We start from the raw sequence: 18,984 nt of genomic DNA, 5'->3' as shown, positions 1-18,984 counted from the left end.
ATGGTGGTGACTCCTGATAACAGCGTGAATACAGCAAAATGGGCAACCACAAGCAAAGTTGTCAATAAACCCCTACCCTAAAATGGCTTATTGTTCATAACACAACACTCAACCAGTAATTGCATATAAAAGGCTGCAAGCGACGTGCCATAACATCATTTAAGCTTGTGCCAATGGGCCGCATTCTGCGATTAATGCGTTAATTTGCCCCACGCAAGAGCCACAATTGGTACCTGCTCGGCACTGCTTACCCACTGCCGTCGCACTAATACAACCATGCTGTGTGATAGCGTTGAGAATGGTATTTTTTCCAACTGACATACATGAGCACACTAAAGGTCCTGGATCAACATAGCCGCTGGCAGGCCGCCCCGCTAGCAACCATTTATATCGTTGATTAACAGGTATTTGACTAGTATCCGTAAAGCAGCTATCGAGCCAACGTACACTCGGTAATTGCTTTTGCGTTGGAGCAACATAAATAGCCATAATCAGTTGTGTGCTGGGTCTCTCATCATCAGATGACCCACTATTTATGGCAGCGTTATTTGAGTCCGTCTCAGGCGCAGATTGCGTCACAATAAAACGCAATTGATTCTGTACATTATCGACCGTAAACGCCGTATGCATGACACGCTCTTGACAGTTTGGCTGTGATAATGATTGCATAGAGGCCATAAACTGCTGCCAAAACTCGGGGCACGCTAAGGTACTGCTAGCCTCCACCATCGGGCTAGCGAGATTTATCAAGACACTGTTATTTTGATGACTCAAACTCCAAGTAAGTGCAGGTAATGCCTCTGGCAAAATATTATTCGAATGTGCTTCGCATTTTGTTTCAGACAATTCTTTCTCTGACGATTGCGCAGAAAAATTGGCCAAAATAGTACGTAGTTGCACTATAACGGCGTCTTGCCACTCAGGATGCACCAAAATCTTGCCAAATGATTGCATAGGAACGGACGTGACACTGATCGCCGAATTTTTGAGCTCTGGCTGCCCTGAATGTGGATCGACGACTGTTGGAATAAGGGGACCTACCCGAGCAAAGCTAGCAAAAGCATTGCTCCAATGCATGGGCATAAACGCATCACCAACGCGCAACGTATCGCTAATGGCAACTTGCGCCATTACGGTACTTGCGGGCTCGTTGCCATCCCTAGCCGTACTCATCGCGATATCAATGACTATGCCATTATTGGTCACGCCGTTCTCATAACTTTCATACTTTCCGTAGTTTTCATACCTACGATGCAGTTGCACAAAATCATTGTCTTGAACACCTAGCTGCCGTGCATCATTAGGATGTATGGTCAGTGTCGGTACTGGCTGATGTTGATTTAACTGCGATGCAAGGCCAGTGCGAGTCATGGTGTGCCATTGATCACGCAGCCTGCCAGTAATCAGGCGTACATGAAACACTTCGTTTTCAGATTGAGTATCATACTCAACCTCGTGTTTAGAGGGTGTTCGATTATCAACAATCAGTTGGGGTTTTTGCCTGCTTTGATATCGATGCACATTAGCTACGCTCGCTTCATTAGAGGGTGTAATAGCGATTAACTGTGACTTAGTAATAGTAGCAGCGGAATTAATAATCTCGTTTTCTAAAGGTTTTATCTTATCAATCATAGAGATACGCGTGCCACCCCATTGAAACGGTAGCATCTCTTCGTATGCTTGCTGACTGAGTACGATTGGCTGATGTATTTGATTGCCGTTCTGGTTAATATGCTGGCTAATATATTGTTGAGCAGGTTTATCGGCTGGTACCTCATCTGTCATTAAAGCAGACAAGTCTTTGCTAAGGTTCAGATAACGAGGGTAATTCTTATTAGAGTGAGATGTTCTGTGGCTATGCGTATTACCATCAGCGGTCAATGCCACATGCTCATTAAATATCTCGCTAGGATGTTGGTAATCAAACCCCGTTAATCCCATTCGTGTGGCAACTTGAGACAGTATCCACCAATCTGGTTTGGCAAGCCCTGCTGCAGGCATTAATGTCCGCTGCCGAGAGATACGCCGTTCAGAATTGGTGACCGTTCCAGATTTTTCACCCCACCCTTGAGCAGGCAGTACAATGTCGGCACACTTTACCGTATCACTGTCTACCGAGCAATCAGAGACAATTACCAAATCACATGCAGCAAGCGCTTGACGAAAATTATCCGCATCTGGCAAGCTGACCACAGGGTTGGTGGCCATAATCCAAATGGCCTTGATACGACCATCCAATATGGCAGCGGCAGCATCGCAGGCTTTGACACCCACGTTTGGGGAGATAGGTTGAGGCGACTGCCAAAAGTCTGCCACAAGCTGACGATGATCGGCATTGTCTAGTTCTAAATGCGCCGCCAACAGATTTGCAAGGGCGCCGACTTCTCGTCCACCCATTGCATTAGGCTGTCCAGTAAGTGAAAACGGACTGGCCCCTACTTTGCCCACACGCCCCGTGAACAAATGGGTATTGGTAATAGCATTGACCTTATCGGTTCCGCTTTGTGATTGATTAACGCCCATACTAAAGGCAGTGACTGTTTTATCAGTGGCGGCAACGCATTCATAGAACTGGCGGATACTATCTGCCGACACTTGGCAGGCGTGTGCAACTTTGTCAATGCTCCATGCTTTGGCAGCATTCACCGCATCATCAACGCCCAAGCTTTGGTTAACATATTCATCATCTTGGCAACCCTGCTGATCTAGGTAATGCAGCAACCCATTATATAAATGTGTATCCGTACCCGCAGCAATTGGTAAATGCAAATCAGCAAATTCACAAGAGTCCGTACGGCGCGGGTCTATTACAATCAGTTTTTTATTAGGATTGGCTTTTTTGGCTGCTAAAAATCGACCAAACAAAATAGGATGGCACCACGCCATATTGGAGCCTACCAGTACCAATAAATCACAAGCTTCCAAATCCTCGTAATTACCCGGCACAAGGTCTGCACCAAACGCACGTTTGTGCCCAGCTACTGCAGATGACATACACAGCCGAGAGTTGGAGTCGATGTTATTATTACCAATAAACCCTTTTATAAATTTGTTAGCCACGTAATAGTCTTCAGTCAGCAATTGACCTGAGACATAAAACATAATGCTGTCTCGCCCGTGTTTAGCGATAGTGTCATTTAAACGACTGGCTACGTCATCTAAAACGGTGTCCCAGTCTGTCTGATTTATAAGTGGCTTGTCGGATACGTCTATAGCATTGAAATCATTACCCAATTGCATAGGCTGATGCTGTTTCATGACTGCTTGCTTGTTTTGATAATATGGCTCGGTCAAGCGGCGCGCAGTGCCCAGTGTTTGTGCTAGCGCACTCCCTTTGGAGCACAATTTACCAAAGTTAGCCGGATGCTCAGGATCTCCTTTAACGCTCAGCACCTCTGTCTCATTTACGCTCGCTAAAACACCGCATCCCACTCCGCAATAAGGGCACGTCGTGCGGATAGTAGTGATAGAGCTATCAATCGAGCTATCAATCAAATCGCCATCAGAAGACGTCAGTGCTTTTTTTATATTTTTGGCAGCACTTATATCATGTGTTTCAATGACGCAGTCTGTTGCTTTTTGCACGCTATTAGGTAGGCCGTTCGATTTATTAGCTGATACTACTTTGCTTGCAGCAGATTCATTGGCAATAGCGTCATTCATAATGCATCCTCTAACAGTTCAGCCGCTTTATGATGATCGACGTTCTTGTCTGTCTCATTAAATTCTATATCTACTTCCGTAGTTGGCAAATTGTTAAGTGTGATTTCATCCAAATGACAATATGCCTCACCAAATATGAGTGTGTCTTTGATGGACGTAATATCAACGTTATCTATAATCAACTGGCTATAAAAGCTGCCATCGCTGGTGTCCCCATAAAGCACAGCACCAATGAGTTTGTTTTCTTTGAGGTACAGACAATGATAATGGTTTAATTCAGGCTGACGATATACGAGGGTTTCAACAGTATCAGCGGCTTCGTCATCAAAAGCGATTTGCCCTGCAGAAAATGCCGACATACCAGATACTTTTAATTTTAATGACAACGGTTTGCTCACAAAAGAAACCCAGTGATCTGGTACGGCAGTTTTATTGTCTATCACATTTGTATCGTTTTTTATCAAAGCATCTTTTAAAACCGTGACCAACGTATCTACTTGTTGATTGACCGGCGCCACCATTCCAAATAGCTCGCCCTCTCGCTCTATACACTCACCAATCGCATAAACATTGGGACAACTGGTATGCATAAAATCATCGACCACAATACCGCGATTAACCTCGAGTCCGCTTTGCTTAGCAAGCGCTGTATTGGGTATCACACCCACTGCCATCACGATAAAATCGGCCGCTAGCATGCGCCCGTCTTTTAAAGATAGTCCGCATACTTCTCCTGCGTCATTCATCTCAATGGCTTCAGTGTGTGCAGAAACCGCGAGACAAACCCCTCGGCGGCGGAGCTCGGCTTGCAAAAGTTCGGCGGCTGGCAGGTCTAATTGACGATTGAGGACATAACCATCCATATGAATGACCGTCATACTCGCGCCCTGTGCCGCTAACGCGCAGGCAGCCTCCAATCCCAGTACGCCACCGCCAATCACCAAACCCGTTTTTCCTTGGCGGGCATAGTCCATCAGAGCGGTCACATCGGCAAGGTCTCGAAACACATGCACGCCCTTAGCCGTGTGATTGGGGAACGGAATGACTCGAGCAGTTGATCCTGTGGCCATTATTAACTTGGCATAGTTGAGTGTTTGCCCATCATCTAGCTCAATACACTGGCACTTAGTATCTATTGTCTCTACTGCAACCCCAGCCAGCACGGTAATACCCAGCTGCTCATACTCTGAGTTGTCATATAAATAAGTATCTTCAAACGCTGTGTCGCCAGCCAATACTGGTGACAGCATAATGCGGTTATAGCCCACTTGCGGCTCTTTACTGATTAACGTAATTGGCAAACGGGCGGTGTCATCATTTGATTGCGTGCGAGCAAGCTCAATGGCAAAACGACTGCCTGCCATGCCCGCTCCGATAATAACGATGCCAGCGTTTTTTTGATGGTCTGATGCTAAGGCGTGAGTGTTGGTATGAGTATCTACCCTAGTGGAGGCTTGCGACATAGATAGCGACATAAACAGAAAATTCCTTAGCCGCGCGGAGCAGCATTGAATGCAAAACAGCGTGTCATGAAAAGTACGCCAACAACAATAAAATGATGACAAACTCTATGAAGCAAATGCCATGCCATACTAGTAGAGGGTTACGCTTAATGAGAGGCTCTGGGTCGCGGCTGTGCGCCTTATTATCGGGGTTAAAATCTTGTAAAAACTCACCAATGGCTTGATAGCGCGCGTTAGTATTGACATGCAGCGCACGCATGAGTGCCTGTTGGCTGGTGTCAGGTACGTTCTGTTGCCGTAGCGGCTGCGCGGGCATCATTAGTGTTTGGTTTGGCATCATTAGTGTTTGGGTATTAAATGGCAATTGCCCCGTCAGCAGTTCATAACCAATCACTGCAATCGAGAACAAGTCAGAATGCACGCCTTTTGGTGCATCGGTGTAATATTCTGGTGCAGCATAGTGCAAATCACCATTTGGTGGTCGGGTGCTGTCTTTTAAGATAGAGGAACTGGCGGAACCAAAATCAATCAGTTTGACGGCGCCTGATTTGGTTAAAAGAATGTTTTCGGGTTTGATGTCTTGATGCAACAGATAGTTGCGATGCATGACTCGAACCGCCATGCCAATTTTGGTGAGTAAATCAAAGGTTTGCCACACATCACAAGGCTCATGACGATCCATAAAGTCCCGTAGACTCTCACCGGCGATATATTCAGTCAAATGATATAAGTATGTGGTACTTGCTGGTACTGGATAGTAACGCAGCAGCCCCGACTCACTGAGCCCAGAACCCACGTTATGACCACTATTGTTGGATGCAGGATTGACAGACAATCGATTGGGATCAGCTTGATTGTAAGCCGACTCTCCTGCGCGGCGATGTTTTGATAGGCTCAAACCGATTTTACGTTCTTTTAGAAAATCACGCAGATAGTGACCATCGGCAACAGAGTCTAAACTGGGTGATTTTAGAACAAAGTCATGATTGTATTCATCTTGCACCCAGTACACGTGACTGCGAGCCGTACGAGCAATGATACCAATCACAGTAAAACCATCAATATGATCGCCTATCTGTAAATCGGTTGGCAGCTGGTAGCGATTCACATCATGTATGACCGTATCCAGATTATCAAAGTCAATGCCATCAAAATGACCAATACCCTTTGAGCCATTGATAGAAGTAAAATGGGCTGATCGTGTGTTCATACTCAGCATGACCATGCTTAGATTATCATGACTGCCTGCACTAAAGGCTTGCTCGCACACGGCTTGACTGGTGTTAAACCCTAGCGGTAATTTGTGCGTGGTGGCCATCAACTGAAATATATCAGTCGCACTGCTGCACAGCTCAAATTGCAACTCTGTGGGCTCTATATGCTCATAAACCCCATCTGTCATAATGGCCAAACATTCGTTTTGATGAAGGGTAAATACCGATTGTTGTAGCTCTAACTGGCTATCTGCGCCGATAGCTGCAGCAAGCGCTCCTTTGTCTTGGCCGCGGTGCACGCGATGATCTTTGCTCAATACTGTCAGACAATCTACCCCAACGCGGTATATTCGAGAGTCGCCTGTATGAAACAGGTGAATACGGTCACCGATACAGAGCAAGCCTGATAACGTAGACAACAACGGCGGTACCCGTTGATACGATTGAGGAAAATATAGAATATCGTTGGCTTTGTTGACTGCTGTTTTGATGATAGTGGCGACTTGATCATCATCAAAACTGATGGATGACGTCTCATCTTGTGATTGTGCCAGTGCAGTCAACCCTAATGTGATTTTGTGAGCAATGGTATTCACTACCAGTCGACTTGCCTGTTTTGGAAACTGACAAGCGCTGACCCCATCTGCCATCAGCACCAATAATGGGGCTGATGAGGACGGGTGAGATACTGCATGAGGCATTGAGCGATTAGCATTAGATGATTCTGCACCTGAGCATTGATAGGGCAAGCAGGTGGTGATAAGTAAGCTGTCTTGGTTTTCAGTCTTGCGACCTGCCATAGTGAAAAAATCAAGCCACCATAATGCAGTACTGGCATCAACAATATCCTTACTGTCACCAGTCTTATCAATAGCGTGGCTATCAATGCGCTGGCTGACATCGTTGGTAACAAACTGACCTGAGCCTATTAGAGATGACGGATTGCCTGTATTAAAATGAACCGCCATCTCATCAGCGTTTTGGTACATATCACCATCCGCATTTTGACTATTGTTTCTATTGGCGTGTGCTATCGTCATCTGTCTTCACCCCGTACTATCTATGACTCACTTGTATTTCGGCAAATGTGCCATCTGGCATCTCTTCAATAATGATGCCTTCTGGCTCTTTTAAGAGAAACAAAGCAAAGAATCCAGCCACTGCTGTCGCGGCAATTACAAAGAAAAACACTTGATAAGACACCAGGCTCAACACCGTTAAATACACCACTGATCCAACATTGCCATACGCGCCTGTCATCCCTGCAAACTGCCCTGTCATACTGCGTTTGATCAGAGGAATCACTGCAAAAACAGCACCCTCACCTGCCTGTACAAAGAATGAGCAAAACATTGTGATTAACAATGCCAATGCCAGTGGCCACGTTGAGTCAAGGAAGCCCATTAATAGATACCCGATGGCCAAACCAGCTGTCAAAATCAACAAAGTAATTTTGCGACCAAACTTATCACTGAGCCAACCGCCACCTGGGCGTGACATGAGATTCATAAAGGCATAGCTCGATGCCAATACCCCTGCCATCACAATCGATAAACTAAAAGTTTCTTGGTAAAACAAAGGAAGCATCGACACGACGGCAAGCTCTGAGCCGAACGTAGCAAAATACAAAATATTTAAAATACCTACTTGCTTAAAATCATAACGATGCGCCACTGGTACAGGCGTGGTGAAAACCTCTTTATTAAAGCGGTAGCTACTGATGAACTCGTAAACATACAGTATCGCAAGGCCGATATAGACCATGGTGACACTAGACTGGCTCAGCAAGCTCACACCATCAGGTGATAGTTTCCACGCCAATAGGGCCAATGCCAAATACATAGGCAGTTTAAAAACCATCATTAACCAAAAATCACCTGATGACGTCACCATCATGGCACCTGATTTTTTGGGTTTAAAATAAGCAGCTCCTTTGGGTGTATTACGCGCCATCTTATAAAAAATGATGCTATAAATCGCCATCACAACTCCTGACGTGGCTGTTGCATAACGCCAACCTTCATCACCACCGAACACTGCTGCGGCACCAATCGCGATAGTCGGCAATAACAGTGCCGCTGCTGCTGAGCCGAAATTACCCCACCCCCCATAAATGCCCTCAGCTGTTCCCAATTCATTGGTTGGAAACCAATCGCTCATCAAACGGATACCCACCACAAAACCTGCACCCACAAAACCCAGTAAAAACCGAGACAGTGCCAAGGTGTTGTAATCCTGCGCGAACGCAAAGGTAAAACAAGGAATAGCACCAATGGCTAAAATGGCGGTATAAACAATACGAGGGCCAAAACGGTCTGTCAGCATCCCGATAATCACGCGGGCAGGAATAGTCAGTGCCACGTTTAAAATGAGTAGCGTTTTGACTTGATCTTTACTCAGATTGAGTGTTTCTCCAATCGCTGATAAAAATGGTGCATGGTTAAACCATACAAAAAAGGTAAGGAAAAATGCCATCCAACCTAAATGAAGGATTTTATTTTTACCCGTAAATGACAAAACATTAAGCTTGTCTTTACTAGGTGCAACGGGGGCTGATGATGACATAGGCAACTTCCTCAAATGATTAACTTCAGGGTTCTGACAACGTACTAAAGGTACTAAGTGTTCAAAAAATGCAGTATTCAAATATGATAAGTAGCAATGTTTCAAGCAGTGCAATGGTTATGCCAGTTATTTATGTACGCTGCCAAATCCGTATAAAGATCAGCACTCGTTAATTATCCAAGCGCCTTTACTGGCGGGTCTATAACCATTACCACACCTGACGCTTATGCCAATAAAGCATTAACACAGCAGATTTAAAACACTCCATCAGCCTCCCTTATAAACAGCAATAACATCCAACTTGGGGCACTGTAGTGTCTATTTTGGTGCATTAATTTTTGATATCACTGTCGTTAACAATCGTGTTCACCCTGATTTTTGGCAAATAGTGGCGCTAACTATACTCACGTAAAAACCTTTGTACATAAGTGACTCGAACCGATACGGTATACCTTTATGTCTGATGGCAACACGCAAAAACCTAGCTAATCGAAGTGCTCTGGCATGATTATTGAATGCTCTGTAATAGTAGGTATTAAATGCTGTTTATCAGCTGTTGTTGAGAGACGGAGCCGTTTATAGCGTGATAAAAAATAAACGATGTCCGTATTCAACCAGCCCCATTACTAAGGACAGACGCATGATTAGCACTGCATTGAACACAGAAAACAAAGGCAATTTGGTGGTGATTGGCAACGGTATGGTCGGTCATCACTTTATTGAACGAGCAATTGAGCAAGGACTGCACCAGCAATTTGATATTCATGTATTTGCTGAAGAAGACCGCCCTGCTTATGACCGTGTTTATTTGTCGAGCTACTTTGAACATAAAGATGCCAGTAAGCTGAACCTAGTAGATTTAACGGCTTACGAATTATCAAAAGTTAATTTGCATTTGAATCAATGCATTGTAGATATCGATTCTGCCAGTCAGCGTATTACTACTGAGGCAGGCGAGATTATTGAATACTCTGAATTGGTGCTAGCGACGGGCTCATATCCTTTTGTGCCGCCCATCCCAGGCCGCGAGCATCCGCACTGCCACGTATACCGTACCATTGCAGATTTAGATGAGATTCTAGCGATTGCTGAGCTACCCACTGTCAAAAAAGGCGTGGTGGTTGGTGGTGGCTTACTGGGGCTTGAGGCCGCAAAAGCGCTCGTGACGCTAGGGCTTGATACCTATGTGGTCGAGTTCGCACCGCAATTGATGGGCGTTCAGCTTGATGCCGCTGGTGGTGAGATCTTAAAGCGTAAAATAGAAGCACTGGGTGTCAAAGTACTGACAGGCAAAAACACCAAAGAGATTCTGTCTAATACTGCACGCGACTCTGATGACACTAGCAGTGATGGTCAACATTTAACCATGCAGTTTACAGATGGCACCTCTCTAACGACCGATATGATTGTGTTTAGCGCTGGTATTAGACCGCAAGACGGTCTCATTAAAAACAATCCCGAATGCGGTATCGAAATGGGCGGGCGTGGTGGCATCTTGATCAATGAGCAATGTCGCACCAATGTAGATCATGTTTATGCCGTAGGCGAATGCGCAGTATGGGACAATAAAGTATTTGGTCTGGTAGCTCCCGGTTACAACATGGCCAGTATCTGTGCCGCGCAAATCGCTGGTGATAGCAAACAGATATTTACGGGTGCTGACATGAGCACCAAGTTAAAACTGATGGGTGTGGATGTAGGTAGTATTGGCGACGCACATGGCTCAAGTGAAGGCAGCTTAAGCTACCTGTATCAGAACCCTGCTGAGGGAATTTATAAAAAACTGGTCACCACACCAGATAACAAACGATTGCTTGGCGCTGTATTGGTAGGCGACACCGAAGACTATAACAACCTATTGCAATTATATTTAAATGACATTGACCTACCCGCACACCCAGAAAGCCTGATATTACCCAATGTCGAAAAACCCGTGATGGGCATCGACAATCTGCCAGATACCGCCACGATTTGTTCTTGTTATAACGTGACCAAAGGTGCTATCTGCTCAGCCGTCGAAAACGGCGCATACTCCGTCAGCGATGTAAAAACCATGACCAGTGCTGGTAGTGGCTGTGGCGGCTGTGCCCCTATGGTCAAAGATACGGTCAGCTATCAACTCACCGCCATGGGCTTTGAAGTAAACAATGACTTGTGTGAGCACTTTGCTTACTCTCGTCAAGATTTATATAGCTTGATTCGCGTGCACGGTATCAAAACCTTTGATGAATTACTAACTGAACATGGTAGCGGTCATGGTTGTGAGATATGTAAACCAACGGTCGCCTCTATTTTGGCATCGTGCTGGAATGACTACGTACTCAAGACTGAGCTGACACCACTACAGGACAGTAACGATTACTACTTAGGTAACATCCAAAAAGACGGCACTTATTCCGTCGTACCGCGTGTGCCGGGCGGTGAAATTACTGCAGACAAGCTCATCGTACTGGGTCAAGTGGCGAAGCAGTTTAATTTATACACTAAAATCACTGGTGGGATGCGGGTCGATCTGTTTGGCGCACGCATGGAGCAATTGCCTGATATTTGGACGCAACTGGTGCAAGCAGGCTTTGAGACTGGCCATGCCTATGGTAAATCTTTACGTACCGTGAAATCTTGTATCGGTAATAACTGGTGCCGCTACGGCGTCGATGACAGCATTGGCCTCGCCTTGAGATTAGAAGATCGTTACAAAGGCGTGCGCTCGCCGCACAAAATCAAGATGGGTGTGTCAGGCTGTATGCGCGAATGTGCTGAGGCGCAAAGTAAAGACTTTGGCATGATTGCGACTGAAAACGGCTGGAATTTATTTGTCTGTGGTAATGGCGGTATTACCCCGCGTCATGGTGAGCTGTTCGCCACCGATCTGGATACCGAAACCATGGTCAAATACATCGACCGCATCATTATGTTCTATATCAAAACAGCGGACAAGCTACAGCGCACCTCAAAGTGGCGTGAAAGCTTAGATGGCGGGCTTGATTATCTAAAAGCCGTCATTATCGAAGACAGTTTGGGCATAGCAGATGAGCTCGAAGCACAAATGCAATTATTGGTCGACAATTACGTGTGTGAGTGGGCAGCGACGATTAATGACACCGAAAAACTCAAACGTTTCCGTCATTTTGTAAACAGTGAGAAAGGCGATGATAATGTCGTTTTCGTGACTGATCGTGAGCAGATTCGCCCAGCGACTGATGCGGAAAAAGCAACCATCAACCTGGTTGAATTGGCCTAGCCAATGATGAGTGCCTTGTTTGTTATCACAACAAGCAAGGTGCTGTTTTTTCCACTCATGTTTTTAGACTCAAGTTTTACGACTCATTTTTCTCAAATCATGTTTTGCAAATTGCAGCTTATCACTCACGATTTATCATTCATACAGAGCAATATTATCATCACTAAGGATACCGCCTCATGAACCAACAGACTATTTGTACACTTGACGATATCATTCCTGAAACCGGTGTCTGCGCCCTGATAGATGGCAAACAAATTGCTATCTTTCGTACCAAAGAGAACGATTTATTTGCTCTTGATAACTACGATCCATTCAGTCAAGCCAATGTACTGTCACGGGGGTTGATTGGTGGAACCACGATTACAGATGATACAGGAACAGCAAAAGAAGTGCTTTATGTGGCCTCGCCCATCTATAAACAACGCTTTAACCTAGCTACTGGCCAGTGTTTAGATGATGAGAGTATTGTGCTCAATACTTATAAATTCAAACTTGATGGGAATAATGTGGTGGCAAACTACGAATAATAAGCGACGTTATCTCTAATTTGATATGCCATTAATAATTGCTGTATTAATCTAAGACATCCTTTGATTCTGAGATTCAAAGGATGTTTTATTTTTGACAATTACGCTGAAACACCGTGATCTATGATTTTCAAAATACTTACCCAAACTGAAAAGCTGACAATTGCGTTTTTAGCACTTGCTGGGAGTAAGTCTTTTGGCCTTTATCACGTCCTGCTGCACCCACCGCTATCATAAGCGGTAACAAATGCTCTTCTGCCCCTAACGGATGTGAGTCAAGCGCATGAGGAGCATTTTTCCAATTAGCCAAGGCCGTGAGTCGTTTATTCGAATCTGCTGATTCTACAGTGTTCGTTAGCCATTCATCAAAACGCTCTGACGGTTCAGTAAAACTGGTATCGCCATAACCGCGCATATTATGAAAGCTCATGCCGCTACCGATGATTAGCACACCCTCTGTACGCAATGACGCCAATGCCTGACCAGCAGCCAAATGCGCTTGTGGGTCTAAATCATGACGCAGGGATAGTTGGACCACTGGAATATCCGCCTCAGGGAACATTAGCTTGAGCGGTATAAATACCCCGTGATCAAACCCACGCTCCGCATCTTGTTTATTGCTTACCCCTGCCTCTGTCAGTAGACTACTGACTTTCTCCGCCAATGCTGGTGCGCCTGAGGCTGGATAAGTCAAACTGTAAGTATGTTCAGGAAAGCCATAATAATCATAAATGAGATCAGGTTGCTTACTAGCGGTGATACTAAATTCAGCTGTCTGCCAATGTGCACTAATGATTAAGATAGCCTTTGGTCGCTCAGGCAAACGAGCAGAAATGCTCTTTAAAAACGTTGCCATCTCATACCACGTATCCGCTGGTTGCCAATCCATGAAAAAGCACGGCCCTGCACCATGCGGTATAAACAATACAGGCTGGCTAACTGACTCATTAGATAGAAGTGTTATCATGGCTTTCCCCTTGTTGCTTTTCTTAAATGGCTCTAATTAAACAGCTTTATTCACGAAAATTGAATAAAGCTATTTACAACTATAAAACCTATCCTAATTTTTCTGACAATACCTTATCCATACTGAAGGAACCGCCACCTTGGATGGCTAGAGCAAGCGAAGCCACCATCAATGTTAGCGCGTATTCATAACCACCATTATCAGCGAACAGCCCATTACTGATATGGACAGAAAAAATAGCCACCAACATGGTAAAAGCTGCGGCTAAAGCGGCCGGTCTGGTTAGCAAACCTAATACCATAGCCAGACCACCGAAGAACTCAGCACCGCCTGCGAGTATTGCCATCAGGTAGCCAGGCTCCATACCCATACTGCTTAACCATTGAGCCGTACCTGCCAGTCCGTTACCACCGAACCAACCAAATAATTTTTGGGCGCCATGGGCTGCTAAAATTAGGCCAACGGGTACACGAAGAACTAAGGCCGCTGCTCCAGCTTTTGATGTCAAAATAGTATTTAATAGTGATGATTTCATTGATGCTCACTCCATAACGTATGATTAGAATAAATAGTGTCGAAAATGATATAGGCACACTTTACTATCAACGCTATAAAAGAGTAAGATCAGTTATATTGAATAATTATCAACATACTGTTTATAATGGATTTGATATCGAGAGAATTATAGGGACAGATATGGATAGAATCGATGCCATGCGTGCTTTTGTCGCGGTAGTGACAGAAGGCAGCTTTAGTAAGGCGGCAATTACGATGCAGCTCTCGCCGCAGCTAGTAAGCAAGTATGTAGCAAAGCTAGAGGAGGAACTACATACTCGCCTGCTCAACCGTACTACACGCAAAGTCAGCCTGACAGAAGCTGGCAGTCAATACTTTACACACGCGCAGCAGATTTTATTGAGTATTGATGAGATGGCATCGCAGTTAGGCGGCTTACAGCAGCATCCCAAAGGCGTCCTGCGCATCAGTGCGCCCGTCTCCTTTGCCTTAAAGCATATGGCAAAACTCATCACTGATTTTCAGGAGCGCTATCCGTCAGTTACCGTTGATCTGCAGTTGAGTGATCGAAAAGTAGATATCGTTGAAGAAGGGTTTGATATTGCCCTGCGTATCGGACAGCTCCAAAGCTCATCGCTTATCGCCAAGCAGATTGCTCCGATTCGCGTGGTGCTATGCGCCTCGCCTGAGTACCTCAAAGCTCATGGCACCCCTAAGCAACTTGAGGATTTAGAGTCGCATCGCTATTTGCATTATAGCTATATGAATGTAGAAACTAAGGGTCAAATCTACAAATACCTAAAGACCAAACAATTCAAAGAACGTAGCGTTTTCCATAGTAATAATGGTGACGTACTCGTTGAAGCAGCTATTGCAGGCGGAGGATTGATATTACAGCCAACTTTTATTGCTAGCGAAGCATTAAGTACTGGTAAGTTGGTTGTAGTGTTGCCAGAATATGAACCTAGCCCTTTGGGGTTGTATGCAGTCTATGCCCATAGAAAACTACTACCTCACAAAGTCAGATGCTTTATCGACTTTATGACCAACTACTATGGCACGCCGCCGTATTGGGATGAGAATATATAGCTCTAAATATAGAGAAATAAAAAAGCCACGACACATTATGTATCGTAGCTTTCGGTTCAAGCAAACTTAAGCGATCTAATTTGACGATTAGATCCAACCTTCTTCTAATAGGTGCTCAGTATTGCTGATTTTAAAATTATTGCATAAGTCATAGAATGCCATTGGGTCTTCAACATTATCGAGCAATTCTCGTTTATGCAGCGCCACAAATAACGCTAACGCATACGCCGCGCTATGAATAGATTTTTTAGGATTAAAGGTAATATCAGTGAAGCCCTGATATTGAATCACTTCTTCATGCAGCTGAGGATTTTGCTTGAGCGCATTCACGTACAGCCAATCATAAAATGTCGTTAAGGGCTCTACGCCCCATTCCATTCCAAAGTAATTGTAGCCAATGAGCTCGCCCGAAGTCATCAATCGCTCATCCTTTCGGGCTTGTCTTGGCGGCGCAGTCAGCAAATCCGTGTAAGGACCACCATCTTCAAAAACCATACTGGCTTGAAAAGCATTTTCGACACTATATGGATTGTCATCATGCTCATCAGTAATTTTTAAGCTAAACGGGCTTAATGGAAAACTCAGCTTATTACCAGATTTGCTAGACAGCTCTAACACATGCTTAAACCCATACTTTTTACGAATGACTTGTTGTAAGTCATTGATGGATTTTTTCTTTTGTCTGGTCGCAAATCCCACATGCCGCTCAAACATAACCATATCCGTTTTTACCAAATTGTCACTGTTGACTTTGGGCATGAATACAGGTCTTTGTTCTATCGTATTTGGTACTTCTTCCATAGTGATGTGCCTTAATATCAATGGTCTTGTATAAATGTTTTATGTTAACGGTGCTGATATCACCTGCTATTGACGTTGTACTCTGTCATTGCTAGCAGCATTTCTTATTATTGGTATTTTCTTCGCTAGCAGTCAAATACAGTGAATTGATCTAGAGCTATCGAGAGTTATCGAACCCTATCAGCGCTCGCTGGGCAGTTTATCTTATTATCAGTCATTTATCCTGCCCTATTTTAGAATTAATGCCGCCATACCTTCAACAATAAACCATAATCGAGCTATTTTGTATTCAACGATAAATATAAGACGCTACTATAAACGGGTTTAAAAGTATTTAAAGAAATCTGCTTGACCTTACCATGATGTCAACCTATATGCTGTCACTATAGATTTGAAAATAAGATTAAAAATATAGTTAAAAACGACAGAGGTTGTTATGAAAACAAAAAATACTAAAGCCCCTATTTATCAAGAAATACTGAGCATTGAAGGCATGAGTTGCGCGTCTTGTGTTGGGCGTATCGAAAAACAATTAAAAAATATTGAGCATGTTGAAAATGCCGAGGTAAACCTTGCCACTGAACAGGCGACTGTTTACTCATCTCAGCCTTTAGATGTAGCCCAGTTAAACAAAGCGGTAGAGCGCGCAGGTTATAAGGTGACTGAAACCAAGCCTATCGAGCTATCTATAGAAGGCATGAGCTGTGCCTCTTGCGTTGGACGAGTAGAAAAATCCTTGGCCAAAGTCGCTGGCGTGCAACAAGCTACTGTAAACCTTGCGACTGAACGCGCTTGGATTAAAGGCGATGCTCAAATACAAACGAGCGACTTAATTGAGGCCGTTAAAAAAGCGGGCTACGAGGCCAAACTGGTAGAACAAGACCAAAGTAATCGACAAGATAAGAAAGCCTCGGAGCAAAATCAGCTTAAACGAGATTTAGGGCTTTCTGCGCTGTTGTCACTACCCGTATTCATTCTCGCAATGGGCTCGCATATGATTCCAGCCTTTCATATGTGGGTAGTGAATAACCTCGGCACTCAGCAAAGTTGGTTGATACAGTTTGTTTTGACCACATTGGTACTACTCTTTCCAGGCCGACGCTTTTATCAAAAAGGCGTGCCAGCCTTATTGCGTTTTGCGCCAGATATGAATTCGCTAGTGGCGATTGGTACGATCGCAGCGTATGGCTTTTCCCTCATAGCGACCTTTATCCCGCAAGCGCTACCTGAGGGCACGGTGCACGTCTATTACGAAGCCGCTGCCATGATTGTGAGCTTGATATTATTAGGTCGTTATTTTGAAGCAAAGGCTAAAGGTCGTACTTCTGGGGCCATTCAGCATTTAATGGGCATGCAGGCAAAGACGGCCCGTATACAGCAAGATGGCAAAGTCATTGAAGTCCCTGTAGAAGACGTCACTGCACAAATGATAGTTGAGATTCGTCCAGGTGAGCGTGTGCCTATCGATGGCGAAGTCGTTGACGGTCACAGTTATATTGACGAATCGATGATTACGGGTGAACCTGTCCCGGTGAAAAAACAAGCCGGTGATCAAGTGATCGGCGGTACTATCAATCAAAACGGTACCGTGAATATTCGGGCAACGGCCATTGGTGAAGATTCTGTGTTGGCACAAATCATTCGTATGGTAGAACAAGCCCAAGGCTCTAAATTACCGATTCAAGCATTGGTGGATAAAGTCACCATGTGGTTTGTACCAGCGGTGATGTTTTTATCAGCATTAACCTTCATAGTTTGGTTGATTTTTGGCCCTGACCCTGCCTTAACCTTTGGTTTAATCAATGCGGTTGCCGTCCTCATTGTAGCCTGCCCTTGTGCAATGGGATTGGCCACTCCCACCTCTATTATGGTCGGTACAGGTCGCGGTGCAGAGTTAGGTGTGCTATTCCGTAAAGGTGAAGCGCTACAAATGCTTCAGGATGTAAGCGTGGTTGCCGTTGATAAAACTGGCACATTGACCGAAGGCAAACCTACGTTAACGGATTTCCAAGTTCAACAAGGGTTTGAGAAAGAACAAGTCCTACGCGTGGTGGCATCGGTTGAAGCAAAGTCTGAGCATCCCATTGCCTTAGCCATTGTTCAAGCCGCAGAACAACAGAATATTCAACTGCTACCTATTACTGACTTTGAGGCGATGACAGGTTTGGGTATTCAAGCAAACGTGGCAGGCCAAGTGATTCACATTGGGGCGGATCGTTATATGCAACAATTGGGGCTTGATGTTGCGCCTTTTGCACAAGATGCGCTACGTTTGGGGCAAGAAGGTAAAACCCCGCTCTATGTATCGATTGATCAGCAATTGGCCGCTATCATCGCCGTTGCAGATCCCATTAAAGAGACGACTCATGCCGCCATCGCCGCACTACATCAGTTAGGCCTAAAAGTGGCCATGATTACAGGCGATAATCGCCATACAGCCCAAGCGATTGCCGCAAAATTAAATATCGATCAGGTAGTGGCAGAAGTGTTACCCGAAGGCAAAGTGGATGCGATACGCCAGTTGCAAGAGCAATATGGCCGAGTGGCATTTGTTGGTGACGGTATTAACGATGCCCCTGCATTGGCTCAATCCGATGTTGGGTTAGCCATTGGTACAGGCACAGACGTAGCGATTGAGGCGGCTGAAGTGGTGCTAATGTCAGGTAGTCTGCAAGGCGTGCCTACCGCGATTGCCTTGAGTAAAGCCACCATCAGTAATATCAGACAAAATCTGGCTTGGGCGTTTATTTATAATGTTGCTTTGATCCCGATTGCCGCAGGTGTCTTGTATCCCGCCTTTGGTATCCTGCTCTCACCCATTTTTGCGGCAGGCGCCATGGCACTGTCTTCTGTTTTCGTATTGGGTAATGCGTTACGCCTCAAGTACTTTAAAGTATAGTCAGCGAACTACTAAACCGCTACAGAGTGAATGTAG

11 protein-coding genes are annotated in these 18,984 nt (G+C 44.9%); 4 read left to right on the top strand and 7 right to left on the bottom strand.

The annotated features are described in order from the left end of the window. Window positions 1–159 precede the first annotated feature (159 nt). Genes ACQKCG_RS08280 through ACQKCG_RS08265 form a run of 4 tightly spaced genes read right to left on the bottom strand, consistent with a single transcriptional unit; the run spans window position 160 to window position 8,905 of the window. The gene (locus ACQKCG_RS08280) at window positions 160–3,663 is read right to left on the bottom strand and encodes a nitrate reductase (RefSeq protein ID WP_101204540.1); all 3,504 of its coding nucleotides are present in this window, start codon (window positions 3,661–3,663) and stop codon (window positions 160–162) included. After that, the gene (locus ACQKCG_RS08275) at window positions 3,660–5,138 is read right to left on the bottom strand and encodes an NAD(P)/FAD-dependent oxidoreductase (RefSeq protein ID WP_227522874.1); all 1,479 of its coding nucleotides are present in this window, start codon (window positions 5,136–5,138) and stop codon (window positions 3,660–3,662) included. The genes ACQKCG_RS08280 and ACQKCG_RS08275 overlap by 4 nt, the downstream gene beginning before the upstream one ends. A 52-nt stretch (window positions 5,139–5,190) precedes the next feature. Then, window positions 5,191–7,380: a protein kinase domain-containing protein gene (locus ACQKCG_RS08270; protein ID WP_310649261.1), complete on the bottom strand. Its 2,190-nt coding sequence runs from the start codon at window positions 7,378–7,380 to the stop codon at window positions 5,191–5,193. A 16-nt stretch (window positions 7,381–7,396) separates the two neighbouring features. Further along, window positions 7,397–8,905, bottom strand: a complete 1,509-nt coding sequence (locus ACQKCG_RS08265; protein WP_427550793.1) for a NarK family nitrate/nitrite MFS transporter — start codon at window positions 8,903–8,905, stop codon at window positions 7,397–7,399. Window positions 8,906–9,545: 640 nt separating this feature from the next. On the opposite strand from ACQKCG_RS08265, the gene nirB reads away from it, so the two are divergent. Together nirB and nirD are read left to right on the top strand one after the other, a co-directional pair. Then, the gene (nirB, locus tag ACQKCG_RS08260; RefSeq protein ID WP_102094136.1) at window positions 9,546–12,146 is read left to right on the top strand and encodes a nitrite reductase large subunit NirB; all 2,601 of its coding nucleotides are present in this window, start codon (window positions 9,546–9,548) and stop codon (window positions 12,144–12,146) included. Window positions 12,147–12,325: 179 nt separating this feature from the next. Then, the gene (nirD, locus tag ACQKCG_RS08255; RefSeq protein ID WP_101204537.1) at window positions 12,326–12,676 is read left to right on the top strand and encodes a nitrite reductase small subunit NirD; all 351 of its coding nucleotides are present in this window, start codon (window positions 12,326–12,328) and stop codon (window positions 12,674–12,676) included. 139 nt (window positions 12,677–12,815) lie between these two features. Here the strand turns inward: nirD and ACQKCG_RS08250 are convergent, their stop codons facing one another. Then, window positions 12,816–13,643 carry a DODA-type extradiol aromatic ring-opening family dioxygenase gene (locus tag ACQKCG_RS08250; protein WP_101204536.1) on the bottom strand — a complete coding sequence of 276 codons (828 nt, stop codon included), beginning with the start codon at window positions 13,641–13,643 and terminating at the stop codon, window positions 12,816–12,818. A gap of 88 nt (window positions 13,644–13,731) precedes the next feature. Further along, a complete protein-coding gene (locus ACQKCG_RS08245) occupies window positions 13,732–14,178 on the bottom strand; it encodes a DoxX family protein (RefSeq protein WP_101204535.1) in 447 nt (148 codons plus the stop codon). Between the two features lie 161 nt (window positions 14,179–14,339). On the opposite strand from ACQKCG_RS08245, the gene ACQKCG_RS08240 reads away from it, so the two are divergent. Next, a complete protein-coding gene (locus ACQKCG_RS08240) occupies window positions 14,340–15,248 on the top strand; it encodes a LysR family transcriptional regulator (RefSeq protein ID WP_101204534.1) in 909 nt (302 codons plus the stop codon). 87 nt (window positions 15,249–15,335) lie between these two features. On the opposite strand, the gene ACQKCG_RS08235 is transcribed toward ACQKCG_RS08240, so the two are convergent. Beyond that, complete coding sequence (locus ACQKCG_RS08235; RefSeq protein ID WP_101204533.1) at window positions 15,336–16,049, bottom strand: DarT1-associated NADAR antitoxin family protein; 714 nt, start codon at window positions 16,047–16,049, stop codon at window positions 15,336–15,338. A 436-nt stretch (window positions 16,050–16,485) separates the two neighbouring features. Here ACQKCG_RS08235 and ACQKCG_RS08230 point away from each other — a divergent pair, with 436 nt between their 5' ends. After that, a complete protein-coding gene (locus ACQKCG_RS08230) occupies window positions 16,486–18,948 on the top strand; it encodes a heavy metal translocating P-type ATPase (protein WP_427550790.1) in 2,463 nt (820 codons plus the stop codon). Window positions 18,949–18,984: the final 36 nt, after the last annotated feature.

Source organism: Psychrobacter sp. NPDC078929 (assembly GCF_050267985.1).
Taxonomy (GTDB): Bacteria; Pseudomonadota; Gammaproteobacteria; order Pseudomonadales; family Moraxellaceae; genus Psychrobacter.
The sequence above is the reverse complement of the archived record's forward strand: the minus strand, read 5'-3'. Positions and strand labels throughout refer to the sequence as shown.

What these genes read in the sequence shown, in the direction of transcription:
- nirD (WP_101204537.1), top strand. Translation starts at nt 12,326, where the DNA reads ATGAACCAACAGACTATTTGTACACTTGACGATATCATTCCTGAAACC.
- ACQKCG_RS08240 (WP_101204534.1), top strand. Translation starts at nt 14,340, where the DNA reads ATGGATAGAATCGATGCCATGCGTGCTTTTGTCGCGGTAGTGACAGAA.
- ACQKCG_RS08250 (WP_101204536.1), bottom strand. Translation starts at nt 13,643, where the DNA reads ATGATAACACTTCTATCTAATGAGTCAGTTAGCCAGCCTGTATTGTTT.
- ACQKCG_RS08270 (WP_310649261.1), bottom strand. Translation starts at nt 7,380, where the DNA reads ATGACGATAGCACACGCCAATAGAAACAATAGTCAAAATGCGGATGGT.
- ACQKCG_RS08230 (WP_427550790.1), top strand. Translation starts at nt 16,486, where the DNA reads ATGAAAACAAAAAATACTAAAGCCCCTATTTATCAAGAAATACTGAGC.
- ACQKCG_RS08235 (WP_101204533.1), bottom strand. Translation starts at nt 16,049, where the DNA reads ATGGAAGAAGTACCAAATACGATAGAACAAAGACCTGTATTCATGCCC.
- ACQKCG_RS08245 (WP_101204535.1), bottom strand. Translation starts at nt 14,178, where the DNA reads ATGAAATCATCACTATTAAATACTATTTTGACATCAAAAGCTGGAGCA.
- ACQKCG_RS08280 (WP_101204540.1), bottom strand. Translation starts at nt 3,663, where the DNA reads ATGAATGACGCTATTGCCAATGAATCTGCTGCAAGCAAAGTAGTATCA.
- ACQKCG_RS08265 (WP_427550793.1), bottom strand. Translation starts at nt 8,905, where the DNA reads ATGTCATCATCAGCCCCCGTTGCACCTAGTAAAGACAAGCTTAATGTT.
- nirB (WP_102094136.1), top strand. Translation starts at nt 9,546, where the DNA reads ATGATTAGCACTGCATTGAACACAGAAAACAAAGGCAATTTGGTGGTG.
- ACQKCG_RS08275 (WP_227522874.1), bottom strand. Translation starts at nt 5,138, where the DNA reads ATGTCGCTATCTATGTCGCAAGCCTCCACTAGGGTAGATACTCATACC.